An 18,233-nucleotide genomic window follows, 5' to 3' on the forward strand; every position below is an offset into this window, starting at 1 on the left:
GCGCTCCTCTCTACAGGAAGGGCGGCTCGCGACCGGCCGCGATGCGGCCAGCGCGCCGTGCAGCGGACCGGTCCGGACCTCGTGGATGTGACGGCCGTCCATCACGCCGGCACGCTGTCCGGCGTCCTCCGATGACGGCGCCGCCTCGTATCCGGCATGGCACTGCGATCGGACCTCCCCCCGGTAGAAGCGAGCTCCGTGCCATTTGCTTCGGATGCCCGAACGATCGGACTCTGTGGCCGCCCGGGCGGGTCATCCCTGACGAAATCTCGCGAAATCGTCTCAGCACTGATACGGAGAAAGCTCTTCTTGCCGGCCGCTCAGGGCGGCTCCCGCGTCAGCGCGCCGCGCCAGCTCGCGCAATAGCTGTAGAGCGTGACGAGCAGCCCGATCAGGAGCGGCGCGCCGAGCACGAAATAGCAGAACGGCACGAACAGCAGCGAGCCGTGATAGATCACGACCGCATGCAGCAGCAGCACGAACGGCAGCGCGAGCACGAAATAGCCGAGCACGAGCAGCGACGCGAACGCCTTCTGCGCGAAGGAGAAATCGAGCGGGTAGTAGAGCGCGGCCATCACGAGCGGAATCAGTGCGATCGCCGCGACGTTCATCACGAACACGTCTCGCAAATGAAGCAGCGCGTCGTACGGGAACGCGCCGGGCGTCGCTACGCCGGGCGTAGCGATGCCTGACGCCGCGGCGGCGGCCGGACCGTACATCGCCCAGAAATACACGCAGATCATCAGTTGCGCGAACGCGGCGATCCGTAGCAGATACGCAACGGGCAACCATTTCGTCCGACGAACGAACGTCGCGCCGCAGACCGCCGCGCAGACCGCCGCGGTCGCGAGCAGCAGCGCGCCGCTCGGCATCCGTGCGGCGAGATTGATCGACAGCAGCGGCACGCGCGGCGCGCGCGCCGGGTAGCCGAGCACGACCGCGGTCAGCGACGGATCGAGCTGCCGCGCGCCCCAGCCGACGACCGCGCGCCAGTACCGCCACGCGCACGGCAGCGCGAGCCACAGCAGCGCGTACAGCGGGGGCGTGAGGAGCGCGGCCGATGCGAGCCAGCGCCGCGGATGCGCGTGCGTGCGCAGCGAGCGATCGTCGGGCGGCGGGACGGGGTCGATGTCCATGCGGCCCGCCCGTCACCACCGATAGAACATCCCGACTTCGCCGCCGATGCGCGAGTAGTACGGGTTGTGGTAGTAATCGAACTCGACTTGCGTGCCCCACTTGCGGGTGAACCAGTAGCGCCACTTCAGCGACACCTCGTGGCTGCGGAAATCAGTGATCTGCGCGTTGTTGCCGGTCGCCTGGTACGCCTCGCGGCCGAAGCCGCCGCGCAGCACGATCTGGCTCTTGCCGACCTCGCCGTAGGTGATCGCGCCGTAGTAGGCGGGCGCCTTCACCGAGCCCGGCGAATCGACCGTGTAGTTCCAGCCCGCCTCGAAAATCCACTTCGGCACCGCATACCAGATCGCGCCGAGGTGATAGAGCTGATCGCGGTGGCCGTTGCGGTTCCACGCGTAGCCCGCGCCCGCCGACAGCACGAGCGACCGGTTCGACAGCAGCTTGCGGTTGAGCGACAGATCGACGCGCGCGCTCGGCAGGATCGTGCCGGACGTCGTGCCGGCGAACCCGATGCCGCCGAACCAGTCCGGCCCCATGTCCTGGATGTATGTGATCGCGCCGAGCTGCGTGCTTTCGTGGAAGCGGTGCAATTGCGCGAGCTCGCCGATGATCGTGCGGCCGCCCGCCTGATAGAGCCCGCGCAGATGCACGCCGTACCAGTCGCCATAGCCGTTCGTCAGGTGCGCCATCGAGTACGCGAGCGACAGCTCGGTGTGCCGTTGCGCCGGCGCCTGCACGTGCGTGACGATCGCTTCCGGCAGCGTCGGCCGGTTTTCCTGGTCCGGCGTGACCTCGGCGAGCGGCCAGCCGTCGGGCATGCCTTCCGAGCCGACCTTCACGAGCGCCGTGTCGTCGAACCGGCGCGGAACGATGACGAGCGGCGCGGCGGGCGGCGGCGCGGAAAGAGGCGCGGATTGCGATGCGGCGGCCGCCGGCGCGGATGCGATCGCGGACGGCGCGGGCGACGGTGCAGGAGAAGTGACTGCTGGCAGCGCCGATGGCGCAGCGGACGGCGCGGGCTGCGCGACGAGCGCCGCGGCCATGACGGCCGCGTCAGCCTGCGCGCCGGCCGGCCCGGACGACGCGATCGAAGCGGCGGCCGGCACATCGGCGTAAGCCGCCGCCGCGCGCGCGTACGGCGCGCCGTACGCGCACGCGAGCGCGAGCGCGGCGACAGGGACGGGCGGGCCGCGTCGGCAACGAAGCGCATGCATGTTGGTCTCCTCGTTACGACGCGTGATACCAGCCGCTGCGCCACGCGACGAGGTCGCCATGCACGCAGGCGTGGCCGACGACCGACACGTCGCGCGCGCACGCGCTGACCGGATGATCGGCCGCCCCGATGCGCGCGCCCGTCAGCCGCAGCAGCCCGCCCGCGGACACGACGCCGTCGATGCAGCTCGCGTCGTCGAGCAGCACGTCGTCGCGCGCGAACACCGCGCCGTTCAGCAGCGCCTCGCACTCGAGCACGACGCTGTGCGCCTTCACGCTGCCGATCAGCACGCAGCCTTCGCCGAGCGTCAGCCGGCCGTCGACGATCAGCGTGCCGTGCAGGATCGTGTGCGACGGCAGGCGGATGTCGCGCTGCACCAGATAGCGGCCGTCGAGCACGCGGTGCGGCACGCAGGCGAGCCGGCTCGCGAGCGACATCGCGCGGCGCGGCGTCAGCGCATCGTCGCGGCCGAGCGCGCGCGAGAGGCGGCCGAACACGATCGGCGTGCCGTGCAGGTTCGAGAAGCCGCCGCAGCCGTGAACGCGCACCGCCTGTCCGACGACCGCGCCGCGCACGAGCGTGTTGTCGATATCGATGTTCGGCGCGTACGCGAAACCGCCGAGCGTCGCGCCCGCACGCATCTCGATGCGCTCCTCGGCGAACGCGTATGTCGCGTGCGAGCCCGCGCCGAGCGAGATCGTCCGGTCCGCGTACAGCACGTCGTCGCGCCAGTCGCCGCGCGCGAGCCGGAGCGCGTCGACGTGCTCGACGCGCAGGCCGAGCGCCTGCCACGGCGGCGCCGCGTCGTCCCGCGCGGGCGGCTCGCCGCGCGCGCTCACGCGCAGCGCATCGAGCCACTGCGCGGCGCGGCGCGGATAGTCGACGAACGGCCCCTCGCCGATCGGCAGCGCGGCGACGTCGCTGCGCTTCACCAGCTCGTTCAAAAGCGGCAGGAACGGCAGCGTGAGCATTCCCGCCACCGGCATCATCACGTTGAAGGTCGTCATCACTCATCGTCCCGATTTCAGCGGCCGGCGAAAGCGCTCGGTCTTGTCCCAACGCAGCTCGCGACGCAGCAGCGCGTCGAGCGCAAGCCCCCACAGCGCGGCGACGACGGCCGCGATCATCACGCAGAATCCGACGACGTTCACCGGCACGAGCCGCAGCCGCGTCGCGCGGCCGTCGAGGCGCGCCGCGACGACGATCTCGAAGAACACGCCGAAGTTGCCGAACGTGCTGAACGCGAACAGCGCGAACACGGACACGAGCAGGCCGAGCGCGAGCGAATCGATGCCGTTCGTCAGATACAGCGCGAGCGCGATGCCCCACGCGAGCGCGAGCAGCGCGGGCATCATGAACACGCCGAGCAGCAGCGCGCCGTCGAGCCGGCAGCGCCGCGACGTCACCGGGCTGCGCAGCAGCGGAATCAGGTAGCGGCACAGCGCCTGGTTGTGCCCCTTCGCCCAGCGCGTGAGCTGGCGCGCGCGCACGGGCCACCGCTCCGGCACTTCCTCGTAGCACTCCGCATGGTTCAGGTAGACCGTGCGCCAGTTGCTCAGCAGCAGCCGGTAGGTCATGTCGGTGTCTTCGGCGAGCGTGTCGTCGCGCCAGCCGCCCGCCGCGTCGAGCGCGCTCTTGCGAACCCCGCCGGCCGTGCCGCCGTACTGCGGCACGAGGCCGAGGTTGTTGCGTGCCTGCTGGTTCACCTGATAGCCGCCCGCGCGCTCGAGATCGAGCAGGCGCGCGAGCAGGTTGCGATCGGCGTTCTGCGGCACGACGCGGCCCATCACCGCGCCCACTTCCGGATCGAAGAACGGCGCGACCAGTTCCTTGAGCAGGTCCGGGCGAGGCAGGTAGTCGGCGTCGAACACGACCATGATGTCGCCGCGGATCTCGCGCAGCGCGTCCTTCAGCGCCGCCGCCTTGCCCGGCTTGCCGCTCTCGCGGTGAAACGGCTTGATCAGATCGGGCGCGCGCGCCTGCACCTCGTCGATCAGCGCGCGCGTGTTGTCGGTCGAGCGGTCGTTGACCGGGACGATCGTCAGCCGGTCGCGCGGATAGGTCGTCGCGAGGAGCGCCGTCAGGCAATCGACGACGACCGCCTCCTCGTTGTGCGCGGCGACGAACACCGTGATCTCCGGCCAGTCCGCGTGCGTGATCGCGCGGTACGGCGCGCGCTGCGGCCTGAACAGGCGGTCGAGACTGAAGACGTAGTGGCGCGACGCGTAGACGCCGGTCAGCAGCGCGAATATCCACAGGTATGCCGCGCCCAGGCCGACGACGATCCCGCTGCCGGACACCTGCGGCTTGTCGACGGCGGGCGGCCGGGCGGCCGCGAAAGGCCGCCCGGCATCGAACGATGCGGGCTGCGCGAGCGCAAACGCAATCGCCTCCGCGTGCGGCCGGCTCGGTTCCGCGAACGCGCGAACCTGCGCGGCGCGCGCGAGCGGCGCGGCCGGAAGCGAGACGGACGCCGGCCGCACCGCGGTATCGCGCACGGCCAGCGAACACGCGAACACGATCAGCAACAGCACGCATTGCACGCACAACGACATCGCTCGCCGGTTCTTCATGCTCGTGTCCCCGTGCCCGCATCGGCGGCGACTGTGCTCGCCCCCCGCACGGACTTGCAAAAGGAAACCGGCGCCGCGCGTCGCGCACGTATCGCTCATCGCGCGTCGCCGCCTGTCGCCGCCGCGTCGCTGAACTGAACGCGCGCCGCACCGCCGGTTTTCGGTTTCGTCACATTGGCCGTTCCTTTGGTGTGCTGACGTCGTATCGCGTCGGAACGGATCTGCGCTGGTTCAAAGCAAAGGACGAGCCATCGTTCGGAAAAGACCGCGCGACAAGGGTTTCGCGACGAAGGCGGATTGCCGCCGCCGGCGCACGCGCAGCGTTTTGATTCATCGGCGAATCAACGCCGGGGAAACCGGCACGCGCGGCGTGCCCCGGAAGACCGCACGCGTTGCGCGTGCGAACGGCCCGCGCGGCGCGCGTTGCCGCCGCATACGATTGGCCTTTGCCTGCATCCGGCCCCCTCTTCGCATGGCCGCGACCGGCCGAGAGCAAGCCGCCGAACGCCCGCGTTTCAGAATCGATACGTTTCGCCGCGGCGGCGGCCGCTGCCTGCCTTCGGCCGGCGGCGGCCAGGAAATCCCTGACGCAATCCGCCGCGCGGCGCACGTCGCGCGCGGGGCCGGCCGTGCGCGCGCGAGACCCACGCGCGTCAAAGGTTCCGGGCCGACGCTCCCGCCGACGGCCGCGCCCCGCGCCACGACGGCATCCGCACATCGCGCGCGCGCCGCGCGGCGCGCGCGCGATTCCGGACGCCGCGACCGGACGCCGTAACAGCCGCGAGACGTTCCCGCGCGCCGGCGCGGCGTTCAGCCCTGCGCGGCGCGGCCGCGACGACGCTGGTTTGAATATTGCTCGACAGTGGTCGAGGCAGCGCGCCGGATACGAAGCGCACGGACGTGCGCGACACGCGCCGCCGATTCACGACATCACGAGGAGCGATTCATGACGTGACCCGCCCATCGCGACGGACCCGGCCCGCCGCCACGGGATTCGCGCCGCGAATCCGGGCGCATGCGCCGGGCCCGGACGTCGTAGCACCGTCGTGCGGCGCGCAGCGGACCTCGGCTCGCGCAACCGCGCGGCTCGATTCGCCGCGCCGCGCGCTCACGCCCGCGCCTTGCGGCGCACGGCCGTCGCGCCGGGTGCCGAATCGACCGGAACAACCGTGAACCGGGGATCAAGATGAAGAAAATCCTGCTTGCGTTCGGCACTCGTCCCGAGGCCATCAAAATGGCGCCGCTCGTGCGCACGCTGCAGACGCGAGCCGATGTCGACGCGCGGGTATGCGTGACCGCCCAGCATCGGCAGATGCTCGACCAGGTGCTTGCGCTGTTCGACATCGCCCCCGCATACGATCTGAACGTGATGCGGCAAAGCCAGACGCTGACCGACGTGACGACGGGCATCCTCCAGACGATCGGCGCCGTGTTCGACGACTTCGATCCAGACATCGTGCTCGTGCACGGCGACACGACGACGACGCTCGCGGTGAGCCTCGCCGCGTTCTACCGCTACTTGCCGATCGGCCACGTGGAGGCGGGGCTGCGCAGCGGCGACGTCTGGTCGCCGTGGCCCGAGGAGCTGAACCGGCGCGTAACGGACGCGGTGTCGTCATGGCACTTCGCGCCGACCGAGCGCGCGCAGCACAACCTGTTCAGCGAAGGCGTGCCGACGGAAGGCGTCGTGCTGACCGGCAATACCGTGATCGACGCGCTGCACGACGTGAAGCGCATGCTCGACGCCGACGCGCCGCTCGCGCGCGAAATCGCCGCGCAGTATCCGTTTCTCGGCCGCGACGAGCGCGTCGTGCTGATCACCGGCCATCGGCGCGAGAGCTTCGGCGAGCCGTTCGCGCATTTCTGCGACGCGCTGCGCACCCTCGCGCTCCGCTATCCGGACGTGCGCTTCGTCTATCCGCTGCATCTGAATCCGAACGTGCAAAGGCCCGCGCATTCGCTGCTCGACGGCCTGCCGAACATCCACCTGATCGTGCCGCAGGAATATCTGTCGTTCGTCTTCCTGATGTCGCGCGCGCATTTCATCATCACCGATTCGGGCGGCATCCAGGAGGAAGGGCCCGCGCTCGGCAAACCGGTGCTCGTCACGCGCGACACGACCGAGCGGCCGGAAGCGATCCAGGCGGGCACCGCGCGGCTCGTCGGCACGAACACCGAGCGGATCGTCGGCGAGGCATCGCGGCTCCTCGACGACGGCGACGCATACGACGAGATGTCGCGCGCGACGAATCCGTATGGCGACGGCCACGCGAGCGAGCGCATCGTTCATGCGCTGCTGGACAGGCCGCACGCGACCGACACGGCCCGCTTCCCGCTCGCCGCGCTCGAAGCGCCGCGCAACGCGCTCGCGCTCGGTCTGCATGCGCTGAGGTCCGCATGAGCGTGATCGTCTGGCGGCACGCGAGCCGCGGCGTCTGCGCGAGCGCTCGGGCGGGCGACGTGTGCGCTTGCGCGCGCGGCTGCCATCCGGTGATCGGACGGCGGCGGGTCGCGTCGCTGCCGGCGCGGATCGGCGGCGGTTGCGGCGGATTCGGCTGCGAACACGGGCCGCGCGCGACGCAGTGTCCGGCGGGGCGGTGTTGCCGGCAGCGGTGACGCGTGACGCGCAGGACGCGGATCGCCGCACGCGGCAAACGTGAACGAAGGGAAGCGCGATGCGTGCTGATGTGCGCCGATGCGTCCGCGCACCATGCCGAACGAAACGGCGAAAAACGAAGGATGCCGAAAGACCTGCCGCCCTGCCGGGACGGCGGACGCGCGGCCTGCGCCGGATGAAGAAGAACGCGGATGAAGGCGCTCGCCCGCCAGGGCTTTTGCGCTGTTCATCCGCGTCCGATATGCGTTGGTAGGCTCGATTGGATTCGAACCAACGACCCCCACCATGTCAAGGTGGTGCTCTAACCAACTGAGCTACGAGCCTGTGTGAGGCGCGAATTATAGAGAGCCTCTTGCGGGCGCACAAGCTCTTTTTAGAAAATTCTTCGATCGATCGCTCGACGGCGACAGGACGCGCACAGCCGATCGCGCGGCCGGCGGGCCGACCCGCCCGCTCGGAAAGACGCGGCGCCGCTCACCCCCGCGCCGCCGCGGCCAGCACCTGCGCGACGAGCGGATGATGCTGGCCGCGATGCGACCGGATCGCATGGATCTCCTCGGTCACGCCTTCCGCGCGCCCGAGCCGCCGCAGCCCGCGCAGCAGCGCGACGTCGCCCGCGCCCGGCTCGCTGAGCGGAAACACGCCGAGGCCGCGCGCGGCGAACACGGCCATCAGTGCGCTGTCCTCGAACTCGCCGACGATCCGCGGCCGGATTCCGTGCGCGTCGAACCAGCGATCGAGCCGCGCGCGCAGCGCCGCGTGCACCGTCGGCAGCAGCACGGGCAGGTCGGCCAGGCACTGCGGAAAGCGGCCGCGCGCCGCCGACGCGATCGCTGTCGGCCCGTACCAGTCGACGGGCGACGCGACGATCCGCTCGCTCGCGAGCCGCAGGTTCACGCGGCGCGGCGCGGGCTCGCCCGCGAGCACGAGATCGAGCCGATGCAGCGCGAGTTCGGCAAGCAATTCCTCGTATTCGCCGTCGTGACACAGCAGCCGCAGCGACGGCGCCGCGAGCGCGGGCGCGAGCACCGCGTGCGCGGTGAGCTTCGAGATGCCGTCCGTCAGGCCGACCGCGAGCCGCGCGCTCTCGCCGCGCGCCGCTTCGCGCACCTCGTCCTCGATCAGTTGGCCGATCCGGAAGATCTCCTCGGCGCGCGCGAACGCGGCCTGCCCGGCTTCCGTCATCGTCACGCCGCGCCCCGCCGGCTTCAGCAACTGGTGCCCGATCGATCTTTCCAGCTCGCGCACCTGCGCGCTGATCGTCTGCACGGCCATGTCGAGCCGCTCGGCCGCGCGCGCGAAGCCGCCTTCCTTCACGACGACCCAGAAGTAATACAGATGGCGAAAATTCAGCATCGCGCCCCTCGCTCCGTCGTCATCGACACTTCGTAAAAACCGAATCATAAGTCAGATTTCAACTGATTTTTACGAAACATGAAAGCGCCGATCATCACGGCTTCGACATGCGATCCATCCGCCCAAACCACCACGATCATGGACTACCTGCTGACCCTCGCCGCCGATCCCGCTGTCTGGGCCGCGCTCGTGACACTCGTCGCAATGGAAATCGTGCTCGGCATCGACAACCTGATCTTCATCTCGATCCTGAGCAACAAGCTGCCCGAAGCGCGGCGCGAGCGCGCGCGGCGCCTCGGCATCGGGCTCGCGCTGATCTTCCGTCTCGCGCTGCTCGGCACCGTTGCGTGGATCGCGCGGCTCACCGAACCGGTGTTCGCGCTGTTCGACCACGCGTTCTCGTGGCGCGACCTGATCCTGATCTCGGGCGGGCTGTTCCTCGTCTGGAAGGCGACGAAGGAGATGCATCATCACGTATCGCACGACGGCGCGAACGAAGGCAGCTCGACGAACGGCGCCGGCCTGACGATGTGGGCGGCGGTGAGCCAGATCCTGATGCTCGACATCGTGTTCTCGATCGACAGCATCGTCACCGCGGTCGGCATGACGACGCACATCCCGATCATGTTCGTCGCGGTAATCGCGGCCGTCACGGCGATGCTGTTCGCAGCCGACCCGCTGTCGCGCTTCATCGATCGCCATCCGACCATCGTGATGCTCGCGCTGAGCTTCCTGATGGTGATCGGCATGACGCTGATCGCGGAAGGCTTCGGCTCGCACGTGTCGAAGGGATACATCTACGCGGCGATGGCGTTCTCCGTGTTCGTCGAGGGAATGAACATGCTGGCGCGGCGCGCGAAGGACAAGCGCGCGAAGCGAATCGCCGCGCATTGACGCGGCGCGACGTGAACGGTTGCCCGGTTCGGCTCGATCGGGCCGCGCGACGCGAATAGGCGACGGCACGACTCGGCGCGCGGCGTCGGCCGCGATGCGCCGCCGACACGCCCGGCTTCATGCATCGCGGTCCAGTGTCCGAATCCGCGCCCTAGAGCGGACAGTCGGTAAACAGATCGAGCACCTGCGTAAAGAACGCTCTCGCCTGCGCGTCGTCGCGCAGATCGAGTCCGGCCGAATCGCCGCCGTAGACGCCGCTCGACTGCGCACGCGCGTGCGCATGGCGTCGCGCATAGTCGACCGCTTCGCCGAGATCCTGCCGGAACCGCTCGACGACGCCCGGCCGCGTCTGCGGCCCCGTCACGCACATGTGCAGCGCGTCCGGATGCTGAAGCCCGTTGAAGCGCCAACCGTGCCGACGCATGCAGTCGTTCACGTGATAGACGTCGAACGCGTCCGATGCGAACGCGAAGCAGAACGTCGGCTTGCCGAGCACACGCAGCTCCGGGATCGCGCGAACCGCGGCCTGCATGTCGAACGCCGTATCGAAGACCGCCTTTGCGCGCGCCCGATAGCCTTCGCGCCCGAGGCTGCGCAGCGCCGCCCACGTCGCCGCGATCAGCCCGCCCGAGCGGCTCCCGGCCAGGCCGGGCGAGCCGTAGACGCCGCCCACCCAGTCGGTCATCAGAAAGTACTGGTGGCGGCGAAAGCTCGCGTCGCGCCACGCGAGCACCGAGCCGCCCTTCGGGCCGTAGCCGAACTTGTGCGTATCGGCCGAAATCGACGTGACGCCCGGCAGACGAAAATCGAATGCCGGGATATTCGGATAACCCAGTTCCTCGCCCCACGGCAGCATCCAGCCGCCGAGGCAGCCGTCGACATGCAGCCACACCTCCTTTTCGACAGCGATCTCCGATAACGCTTCGATCGGATCGATCGTCCCGTACGGGTAATTGCATGCCGAGCCGACGAGCATCACGGTATCGGCGTCGATCGCATCGCGCACGAAATCGGTGTCGACCCGCATCGTGTCGGGATCGATCGGCGCGACGATCACGTCGATGCCGAACAGATGCGCGGCCTTGCGAAATGCGGGATGCGCGGACGCCGGCCAGATCATCCGCGGCCGCTCGATGCCGCGCTCGGCGCGCGCTTTCTCGCGATACGCGAGCGTCGCATTCAGAATGCTCTCGGTGCCGCCGAGGCTCAGCGCACCGCATGCGCGATGCGAGCCGTCGCGCTGTTGCACGGCTTCACCGTGCAACAGCGCGACCGTCATCTCGACGATCTCGCTTTCCATCCGGTTCATGCTCGGACACAGGTCGCGCTGCAGCGCGTTCACGTGGCTGAAGAGCCCGTACGCTTCATTCAGGAACGCATAATGTTCGTGGTCGCCGCAGTACATCGTGCCCGAGCAGCGGCCGTTCTCCCATTTGCGATCTTCGCGCGCGGCCATCGAGCGCAGCTCTTCGAGCAAGCGCTCGCGCGGCATCCCATGTTCGGGAAATCCGTGCATCGCGCCGAATTCCGCTGCATAAGGATAGAGCCGCCTGATGCCTTCTTCGAGATCCATGACGCCCTCCTGTTCGAGGCCGGCATCGGCGTGCGGACTCGCGTCGATGTCGGCAGCACGTCGGATGATCCGGCCTCGCCGATCGAATTAAGGCTGCCTGATTAACACATTAAAAATTCCCTGGAAGTTCCTTTCGTTCACGCTATGCTTGAACGACATCCTAATAAAAAACAGGAACATCTCATGAAAAAAATCGCATTGGCGCTTTTGTTGATGCTGTTTTCATCGATGTCGGCAATGGCGGGGGCGATCATTCCATCGGGCGGCACACTGGTCGCGGGGCAATACGCGATATCGAACAACGGCAACTTCGCATTCGGCATCGACGCCGCGAGCGGCAAGCTCTATTTCCACTACAAGTTCCCGACGCAAGCATGGGGCGCGAGCTCGATGTCGCAAATCTACGGAACGAAACCCGAGGGCGCGCTTTACGTGGGCACGGGCGACCGGCTCGTGATGCAGACCGACGGCCGGCTCGCTTTCTATTCGGGCAACGACGTCGTCTGGAGCAACTGGTATTACGGGCCCGCGCCCATTCCGGGCTCATACGCGGTCGTCGAGGATTTCGGCGTCGTCGCGATCTATCCGCCGCAGGGCGGCTATCCTTCGTTCACCTGGCCGTTCGCATCGGTCACGCCGAACAGCGGCGCGCTCGCGACGGTCATCGGCTATCCGTTCGGCCTGAACTTCCCGGTGCTCAACGGACGCCAATCGCTGCAGATTTTCAACAACGTCACCTATTACCTGTGGAACAAGAGCTTTGCGTCGGACAGCGTCGCGATGCAGCCCGACGGCAATCTCGTCGTCTACAACAAGGGGCAGCCGGTCTGGTCGACGGGAACCTCGGGCAATCCGGGCGCCTACATGCTGGTGACGCCCGTCGGCTTCGTTCTCGGCAAGCAGTATGGCGGCATCCTCGCGAACGTGCCGTATCCGGTGTCCGTCGACCAGTCGAGCCGCGCGAGCGGTCCGAACGATCCGAAGCCGACGCCGGCCACGCCGCCGCCGCCTTCGCTGAACCTGCCGATCAACGCGAGCTGGAAGTGCTATTACGTCAAGGACTGGCTCGTGTGCTACGCGCCGGGCTGAGCAGCCCGCCGTTGCGCGTTCGGCGCATTGCCGGCCAAAGCGCGCAACGCGCATCGTCGAAGCCGAAAAAACATATCAGGCGATTCACCGATCGACGTTCATCGAGATTGCTTGTTTCGATGCGAAATCGATTCATTGAAAAATGCGCTGCAGCGCCCTGAAAATCGGCCGATTGCGCCTGAACGCCTCGACGAATTGCGTCGACATTTCCGCATAGACGGCCGCATTCGCGCGATTCGGCTCGCAGACGCCGTGAATCCGCACGCGCGACGCGAAGTCGTCGAAACCGAGCAGGCCGAGCCGCTCGAACGCAAGCAGCGCGACGCCGACGCACGTCGTGTACTGCGGCTGCTCGATGCGGTGAACAGGCGCGTCCAGCACGTCCGCGACGATCTGCGACCACGCATCCGACGCCGCGCCGCCGCCGTAGAACACGAAATGCGAGAAGCGCCGCTTCGCGAACGCCTCGACGGGACCGCGCAACCAGCGCAGGTTCATCGCGACGCCTTCGAGCACCGCGCGCGCGAGATGGCTGCGCGTCGCATCGAGCCCGAGATTGACGAAGCCGCCGCGCATCGACGCATCCGCACGCGGCGCGAGCGATCCCGCAAGCCACGGCATGAACATCACGCCGCCGCTGCCGGGCGGCGTCGCGTCGATCGCCTTTTGCAGGCGTGCGAAGCAATCGTCGCGCGGCAGCGCGCCGAACGGATCGTCCGCATAGACCTGCTGCTCGATGAAGTGTTTCAACGCCGCGCCGCCGATGCCGTTCTCCGCCATCACGAAATACGTGTCCGGCACCGGGCTCGGCATGCTGAGGATCGCATGGCGAATGTCGGTGCGCTTGAATCGCACGTGCGCGATCATCACGCTCGAGCTGCCGATCGACAGCGCCGCATGATCGCCCGCGAACGCATGCGCGCCGATGCCGCCCGCCTGTGTGTCGTTCAGCCCCGCAACCACCGGCGTGTCGCGCGGCAAGCCGAGCTCGTCGGCAACGTCGGGCAGCACGCGGCCGACGATCGCATCGACGGGCAGCAGCTCGGGCAGCTTGTCCGCGTCGATGCGCGAATAGCGCACGAGCCGCGGATCGTAGCGTGTCGCATTCAGGCTGCGGTTGTCGACCGCGAGCGACATGAACGCCGTGCATTGATTCGCGCACGCGCGCCCCGTGAAGCACAGGTTCAGATAGTCCATCGGCTCGAGGAACGCCGCGGTGCGCGCGTAGACATCGGGTTTCGCATACTTCAGATAGCGCATGTGCGTTAGCGAAATGCCGCCTTCGACGGGCGGCAGACCGTGCACGCGCAACCAGCGCCACTGCCGCAGCAGCGAATCGGCGCGCAACGGACGATCCGCGAGGCCGCGCATCGCTCGCGGCGCGCCGCGCCGGTCGAGCCAGAGCATCATGTTCGCGACAGGCGCGCCGTCGGCGCCGACGGGCACGATCGACGAATACTGGCTGCTGCACGCGACCGCGAGCACGTCGCGCGGCGCGACGCCCGACGCACGCAGCGCGACGCGGCATGCACGCCTGACCGCGCGCCAGATGTCGAACGGGTCCTGCTCGACGCCGCCGCCCGGCGTATGCAGCGTCGCGACCGCATCGCGCGCCGCCGCGACGACGCGCCCGTCGAGCGAAACGACGGCGGCCTTCGGGCCGCTCGTGCCGAGATCGATCGCCAGCACGCAGGGTCCGGGTTCGGCCATCGCGCCTCCTTTCGTCGGGACGTTGCGATACATGTTTGAAGCATAGTCGAGAGAGCGCCGCGAAAGGGTTCGGCGGCGGCGCTCGGGATACCCGCGATGGGAAGCGCGCTCGCGCGAAAACGAGGCAACGGTGTCCGACTGGTCAGCAGGACATCGGCAGGCGCCGGGCAACACCGGCATTCGGCGATACGCGGGCGATGGCTCAACGGAGACGATTGTCCCGTTCGCGATCGTTGCGCATCTGGATTTTCCTTTTATCTCGACACGCCTTTTGCCGGGAATTTGCCTCCATCGAGTTCGCCGTCTCCACACCGGCGGCTCGGCGATCAGATCGCAAATCGCTCGACGACCGTCGCGTGTTCGTGACTGCCCCCTACGCTCGATCGATAGACATGCACGAACGTGAGGCAATCTCCGATTCGATAGGCAGTCGAATGGATTTCGGCGGAATCGAACAGAAACAGCGGCCGGTCGATCTCGATCTCGATGCCGCCGAGGGGCGCGGCCAGCCCGGCATGCAACTCACGGCGCTCCGCCGGATTTGCCTCGAGGATCATCGCCTCGCGGGCGCTCGCGGCATTCGCGACGACTTCTATATATGACCACTGGTCCGCCGCTTCGGAATCGTGCCGGCAGATCCGGATCGCGCGCGTCGCCGTGGCGATCGCCGATGCCGCCGACAACGCACCCAGTGTCTTGCGCAGCGGCCGCTCCACTGCGTCATTTGAGATCTCGTCGGGGAGGAACATGTCCAGCACCGCCCCCTCGACGCGAGCCGGCATCGCGCCCAGGTCGCTGCCATGCTCGATCGCGAGCGGCCGCATCGCGCACTGCAGATGCGCGAAGCGCTCGTCGCCGTTCATGAACTGGACATCGCCGAGCAACAAGTGACGCTTCTGGCGTACCGATATCGTGCAATGCACCAGGAACTCGTCGGCCGAGAAGAAACTGAAGGGCCGTTCGTAACGGATGCTCTGACGCACGACGACGACGCCGAATCCGAATTCCCGAATGAGTTGTGGAAAGGGGCGAAGGTGATCCTTCAGCCATTGCGCCCAAACTCTCATCGTGCACGCCAGCACGCTTCGCGGCAGCAACTGGCGAGAATCGAAGAGACTCGTATCGTTGAGAACCTGCAGGGTGGAATAGCGCGCCATTTTTCATCCCGTCGTCCGGCCCGCCGCGCGGGCAACCGCAAGTAAGCCCATGTTGACCTCCAGCACGTCCTGCGAACCGGCGCCGGAGATCAATCCGCAGAAATCGCGAAGATAACGCTCGAACTGATTCGCATGCGCATAGCCGCGCGCGCCGGTGAGCCGAATGGAGTCGAGCGCGACGGCAATCGCATGCTCGGTGATCTCGTGCTTGGCCGCCGACACGATCTCCTCGAGATGATTGTTCGCCGCGTTCTGGTCCAGCCAGTCCAGCGCGGGATCGACAAGCGCCTTCGAAATGTGGACCTTCATCTGCATCCGGCCGAGCCGGGCCTGTATCAGTTGCATGCTCGTCAGCGGCGCGCCGTGCCGGACAGTCTCCGACAACATCTTCACGCACTCGTCCACGATACGCTGCATGCGCCCGATTGGCGCGCAACACAGAATGCCGCGGCGCGGATTCAGAAAATTCTGCACGTGGTCCAGGCCGTTCTCCGCGAGCAGCAACTGTTCCTTGGGCACGCGCACGGAATCGAAGCGAACCGCGGCAAGGCCGCTCGCGCGCAGGCCCATCGTCTCGATCGGCTGCACGTGAACGCCCGGCGCATCCCGGTCGATCATGACGACCGCCATGTCGTCGGTGGCTTCGTTCATCACATACGTCATGTAGCTGTCGGCCATCGCACCGGCCGTCACCATGACCTTGGCGCCGTTCACCACGTAGTCGCCGCGATGTCCGCGCAGCATGCTCTTCATGCTGAACGCGTCCGCCTCTTCCGTGTAGGCGAACGCGACGAGCCGCTCGCCGGTGCAGACGGGCGCGACATAGCGCTCGATCAGCCCGGCGTTGCCGCTCGCAACGAGCATGTTGGCCACGGACTGAAACAGGCTGATGTTCAACGCGAACGACGCGTCGTCGCACAGATAGCCCACACGCTCGAGCGCGTGCCCCCAGCCCAGCAGTGACATGCCGAGGCCGCCGACGTGACGCGGCAACGACGCTCCGAGCAATCCGCGGCGCGCCGCCTCGATCATCACCTCGCGCCGGAGCGTCGCGCCGGCCCGGTCCAGTTGTCCGGCCTCGTTCGACACCTCGTCGAGCAGATCGCCGGAGAACCGGTCGACCCAGCGGCTCGTCGCATCGCGCGTCGCGTCCTCGGGCGGCGGCAGTTCGAAGAGCCCGTCCGCGTGCCGCGACACAGGCCTGCCCGGCGCGATCACGTCCAATTGAGGGGCGAGCATGCGCGTCAACCTCCCGCGATCGCGGTCAGAATCTCCAGCCTGTCCTCCTGCTTCACGCATTGGCCGACTTGTTCGGGCGAAATCTGATGGCCGTTCAGAAACATGCGGTGCACCTTGCGAGGATGACCGGCCGAATCCAGCAGCACGTTGCCCATCGCGGGGAAGCGTCCCACCAGCAACTGGATGGCTTCCTGAACCGTTTCCGCGGCCAGCGAGTGCTCACGCTGATATTGCGCGTATTTCTGCAGCACACCTGACAATACGATATTCATGGCGATTCCTCCGGATGGGGTCATGCTCGAACTACGACGATGCGATGCGAAACGGCGCCGATGTGCTTGCTCATCCGCCTGCGGCCGTTCTCGCCGGGGTCAGGCGCCGGAACACCGCCTCGGCGAAATGGTCGGAATCGCGCTTCAGCGGGTGGAAATGCGGCGACAGGTATGCACGAGCATACGCAAGCATGAACTGTGCGAAGCGCTCGTCGACAAACATGAAGCGAAACCACTGGGCATACGTGGACGGCCGCAACAAGTCCGAAGACTGGACGGCGAACCAGAAAGTGGTCGCGAACAGCACTCCGGTATAGAGCGCGAACGCGAAAGCGCCGACGGCGATCCGGGTGACGTAGCCCACGCCGGCCGCGTCCGCGACGTCATGGATCACGGCGCGATGTTCGATTTCCTCGGCGAAATGCCAGCTCAGCAGCAGGCCAAGTTCGCGGTTCGCCCGCGCGAAGTAATCCGGCCGGCGCAGGCACATCTCGCCCATCAGCGTATTGAGATGCTCGAGCGCCGCGATCAACGCGATGCGAAGTTTCCGGCCGAGAAGCGGAAACAGGAACCGGAATACGAGAAAGTTCTCGACCTTGTGAAAGCCGCGGTACCGGAGGCCGACACGATCCAGATAATCGCAGGCCTTCCGGTGCTGGACTCCGTGCGAGGCTTCCTGCCCCAGCCATGATTTGAGTTGGCGCCGCAGATGCTCGTCGCGTATCGCGGGAAGGTAATCGCGCGCGATGGCGACGAACTCGAATTCGTCGCACAGCAGCAGCGTGTACGCGTTGAACAGCGCCGTGCGGAACCGATCGCCGCCGAACCACAGGCGGCCTTCGACGACGTCGAAACGCGGTCGAACCCGGCGAACCGGAATGACTCTTTCAGGCTGTGGGCGCATGGCGTTTATCGGGCGGCCGCCGCGGCGACCGGCTCCCTCACTCGGAAGGTTGCAGGATGTAGTAGTCCTTCATGACCTCGTGGCTCCAGGCAGGCTGGCTGACCCTTCCGATCGGTCCGAACTCCTCCAGGTACGGCTTGATGTCCAGCACGGGGGTGCCGTCGACGGCATCGAGCCCCCTCACGCGCAAGGTGCGGCCTTCGACCGACAGCAACTGGCAGCGGGACACGCCGATCAGGTTCGGGCGCCCTTTCGCGCGTTGCGCGAGAATCCCGACCTTCGGCCAATCGGCGCGCCCGCGCGGATGCCGCGCGCCCCGCTCGATCTCTTGCGAAGGCACCTGATTCAAGTGATAGATCACCTCGATGTGACTGAACGTATCGAGCCCCATCAGCGCGTCGTCCGACAGCGCCGGCGAATCGATCGTGATCGCCGATTCGATCGCCCCCCAGTGATCGTCGATCAACTCGACACGCGGCGACGCCACCCTGCCGATCGGAAC

At 67.5% G+C, this 18,233-nt stretch carries 15 protein-coding genes and 1 tRNA gene; 3 read left to right on the plus strand and 13 right to left on the minus strand.

Annotated features, from left to right (window positions below; translation table 11 throughout):
- Positions 1–320 precede the first annotated feature (320 nt).
- From WS92_RS01985 to WS92_RS02000, 4 genes are read right to left on the minus strand one after another with little or no spacing between them, the layout of a single operon-like run.
- Complete coding sequence (locus tag WS92_RS01985) at positions 321–1,136, minus strand: hypothetical protein (RefSeq protein WP_059932956.1); 816 nt, start codon at positions 1,134–1,136, stop codon at positions 321–323.
- Between the two features lie 12 nt (positions 1,137–1,148).
- Positions 1,149–2,348 carry a YaiO family outer membrane beta-barrel protein gene (locus tag WS92_RS01990; RefSeq protein ID WP_059932958.1) on the minus strand — a complete coding sequence of 400 codons (1,200 nt, stop codon included), beginning with the start codon at positions 2,346–2,348 and terminating at the stop codon, positions 1,149–1,151.
- 13 nt (positions 2,349–2,361) lie between these two features.
- Entirely contained in the window at positions 2,362–3,354 is a 993-nt protein-coding gene (locus WS92_RS01995; RefSeq protein ID WP_059932960.1) for a polymer-forming cytoskeletal protein, read from the minus strand.
- A 3-nt stretch (positions 3,355–3,357) separates the two neighbouring features.
- The gene (locus WS92_RS02000; RefSeq protein WP_059932962.1) at positions 3,358–4,920 is read right to left on the minus strand and encodes a glycosyltransferase family 2 protein; all 1,563 of its coding nucleotides are present in this window, start codon (positions 4,918–4,920) and stop codon (positions 3,358–3,360) included.
- 1,186 nt (positions 4,921–6,106) lie between these two features.
- Between WS92_RS02000 and wecB the strand changes: the two genes are divergently transcribed.
- Entirely contained in the window at positions 6,107–7,321 is a 1,215-nt protein-coding gene (wecB, locus tag WS92_RS02010) for a non-hydrolyzing UDP-N-acetylglucosamine 2-epimerase (protein WP_059932967.1), read from the plus strand.
- A 463-nt stretch (positions 7,322–7,784) separates the two neighbouring features.
- On the opposite strand, the gene WS92_RS02020 is transcribed toward wecB, so the two are convergent.
- Positions 7,785–7,861, minus strand: a tRNA-Val gene (locus WS92_RS02020).
- A gap of 150 nt (positions 7,862–8,011) precedes the next feature.
- Entirely contained in the window at positions 8,012–8,893 is an 882-nt protein-coding gene (locus WS92_RS02025) for a LysR family transcriptional regulator (protein ID WP_006028141.1), read from the minus strand.
- A 138-nt stretch (positions 8,894–9,031) separates the two neighbouring features.
- Between WS92_RS02025 and WS92_RS02030 the strand changes: the two genes are divergently transcribed.
- The gene (locus tag WS92_RS02030) at positions 9,032–9,787 is read left to right on the plus strand and encodes a TerC family protein (RefSeq protein ID WP_059932969.1); all 756 of its coding nucleotides are present in this window, start codon (positions 9,032–9,034) and stop codon (positions 9,785–9,787) included.
- Positions 9,788–9,938: 151 nt separating this feature from the next.
- Here WS92_RS02030 and WS92_RS02035 read toward each other — a convergent pair whose 3' ends face one another.
- Positions 9,939–11,360: a pyridoxal phosphate-dependent decarboxylase family protein gene (locus tag WS92_RS02035; RefSeq protein WP_059932971.1), complete on the minus strand. Its 1,422-nt coding sequence runs from the start codon at positions 11,358–11,360 to the stop codon at positions 9,939–9,941.
- 183 nt (positions 11,361–11,543) lie between these two features.
- Between WS92_RS02035 and WS92_RS02040 the strand changes: the two genes are divergently transcribed.
- Positions 11,544–12,449 carry a hypothetical protein gene (locus tag WS92_RS02040; RefSeq protein ID WP_059932973.1) on the plus strand — a complete coding sequence of 302 codons (906 nt, stop codon included), beginning with the start codon at positions 11,544–11,546 and terminating at the stop codon, positions 12,447–12,449.
- 132 nt (positions 12,450–12,581) lie between these two features.
- On the opposite strand, the gene WS92_RS02045 is transcribed toward WS92_RS02040, so the two are convergent.
- The 6 genes from WS92_RS02045 to WS92_RS02070 form a co-directional block, all read right to left on the minus strand.
- On the minus strand, positions 12,582–14,192 hold the full coding sequence (locus WS92_RS02045) for a xylulokinase (protein ID WP_171845178.1): 1,611 nt from the start codon (positions 14,190–14,192) through the stop codon (positions 12,582–12,584).
- A gap of 293 nt (positions 14,193–14,485) precedes the next feature.
- Entirely contained in the window at positions 14,486–15,316 is an 831-nt protein-coding gene (locus WS92_RS02050) for a hypothetical protein (protein ID WP_006028146.1), read from the minus strand.
- A gap of 3 nt (positions 15,317–15,319) precedes the next feature.
- Positions 15,320–16,555: an acyl-CoA dehydrogenase family protein gene (locus WS92_RS02055; protein WP_059932975.1), complete on the minus strand. Its 1,236-nt coding sequence runs from the start codon at positions 16,553–16,555 to the stop codon at positions 15,320–15,322.
- Between the two features lie 5 nt (positions 16,556–16,560).
- Positions 16,561–16,827 (minus strand): MoaD/ThiS family protein, encoded by a 267-nt coding sequence (locus WS92_RS02060; RefSeq protein WP_009915902.1) that lies wholly within the window; start codon positions 16,825–16,827, stop codon positions 16,561–16,563.
- Positions 16,828–16,897: 70 nt separating this feature from the next.
- A complete protein-coding gene (locus WS92_RS02065) occupies positions 16,898–17,731 on the minus strand; it encodes a metal-dependent hydrolase (protein ID WP_006028149.1) in 834 nt (277 codons plus the stop codon).
- Between the two features lie 37 nt (positions 17,732–17,768).
- A complete protein-coding gene (locus WS92_RS02070; protein WP_006028150.1) occupies positions 17,769–18,218 on the minus strand; it encodes an SAM-dependent methyltransferase in 450 nt (149 codons plus the stop codon).
- Positions 18,219–18,233: the final 15 nt, after the last annotated feature.

Origin of the sequence: Burkholderia sp. MSMB1588, assembly GCF_001546925.1 — a bacterium.
Classification (GTDB): Bacteria; Pseudomonadota; Gammaproteobacteria; order Burkholderiales; family Burkholderiaceae; genus Burkholderia; species Burkholderia humptydooensis.

Bases quoted from the DNA above. Each gene is read 5' to 3' on its own strand.
- WS92_RS01985 (WP_059932956.1), bottom strand. From the start codon at position 1,136: ATGGACATCGACCCCGTCCCGCCGCCCGACGATCGCTCGCTGCGCACG.
- WS92_RS01990 (WP_059932958.1), bottom strand. From the start codon at position 2,348: ATGCATGCGCTTCGTTGCCGACGCGGCCCGCCCGTCCCTGTCGCCGCG.
- WS92_RS01995 (WP_059932960.1), bottom strand. From the start codon at position 3,354: ATGACGACCTTCAACGTGATGATGCCGGTGGCGGGAATGCTCACGCTG.
- WS92_RS02000 (WP_059932962.1), bottom strand. From the start codon at position 4,920: ATGAAGAACCGGCGAGCGATGTCGTTGTGCGTGCAATGCGTGCTGTTG.
- wecB (WP_059932967.1), top strand. From the start codon at position 6,107: ATGAAGAAAATCCTGCTTGCGTTCGGCACTCGTCCCGAGGCCATCAAA.
- WS92_RS02025 (WP_006028141.1), bottom strand. From the start codon at position 8,893: ATGCTGAATTTTCGCCATCTGTATTACTTCTGGGTCGTCGTGAAGGAA.
- WS92_RS02030 (WP_059932969.1), top strand. From the start codon at position 9,032: ATGGACTACCTGCTGACCCTCGCCGCCGATCCCGCTGTCTGGGCCGCG.
- WS92_RS02035 (WP_059932971.1), bottom strand. From the start codon at position 11,360: ATGGATCTCGAAGAAGGCATCAGGCGGCTCTATCCTTATGCAGCGGAA.
- WS92_RS02040 (WP_059932973.1), top strand. From the start codon at position 11,544: ATGAAAAAAATCGCATTGGCGCTTTTGTTGATGCTGTTTTCATCGATG.
- WS92_RS02045 (WP_171845178.1), bottom strand. From the start codon at position 14,192: ATGTATCGCAACGTCCCGACGAAAGGAGGCGCGATGGCCGAACCCGGA.
- WS92_RS02050 (WP_006028146.1), bottom strand. From the start codon at position 15,316: ATGGCGCGCTATTCCACCCTGCAGGTTCTCAACGATACGAGTCTCTTC.
- WS92_RS02055 (WP_059932975.1), bottom strand. From the start codon at position 16,555: ATGCTCGCCCCTCAATTGGACGTGATCGCGCCGGGCAGGCCTGTGTCG.
- WS92_RS02060 (WP_009915902.1), bottom strand. From the start codon at position 16,827: ATGAATATCGTATTGTCAGGTGTGCTGCAGAAATACGCGCAATATCAG.
- WS92_RS02065 (WP_006028149.1), bottom strand. From the start codon at position 17,731: ATGCGCCCACAGCCTGAAAGAGTCATTCCGGTTCGCCGGGTTCGACCG.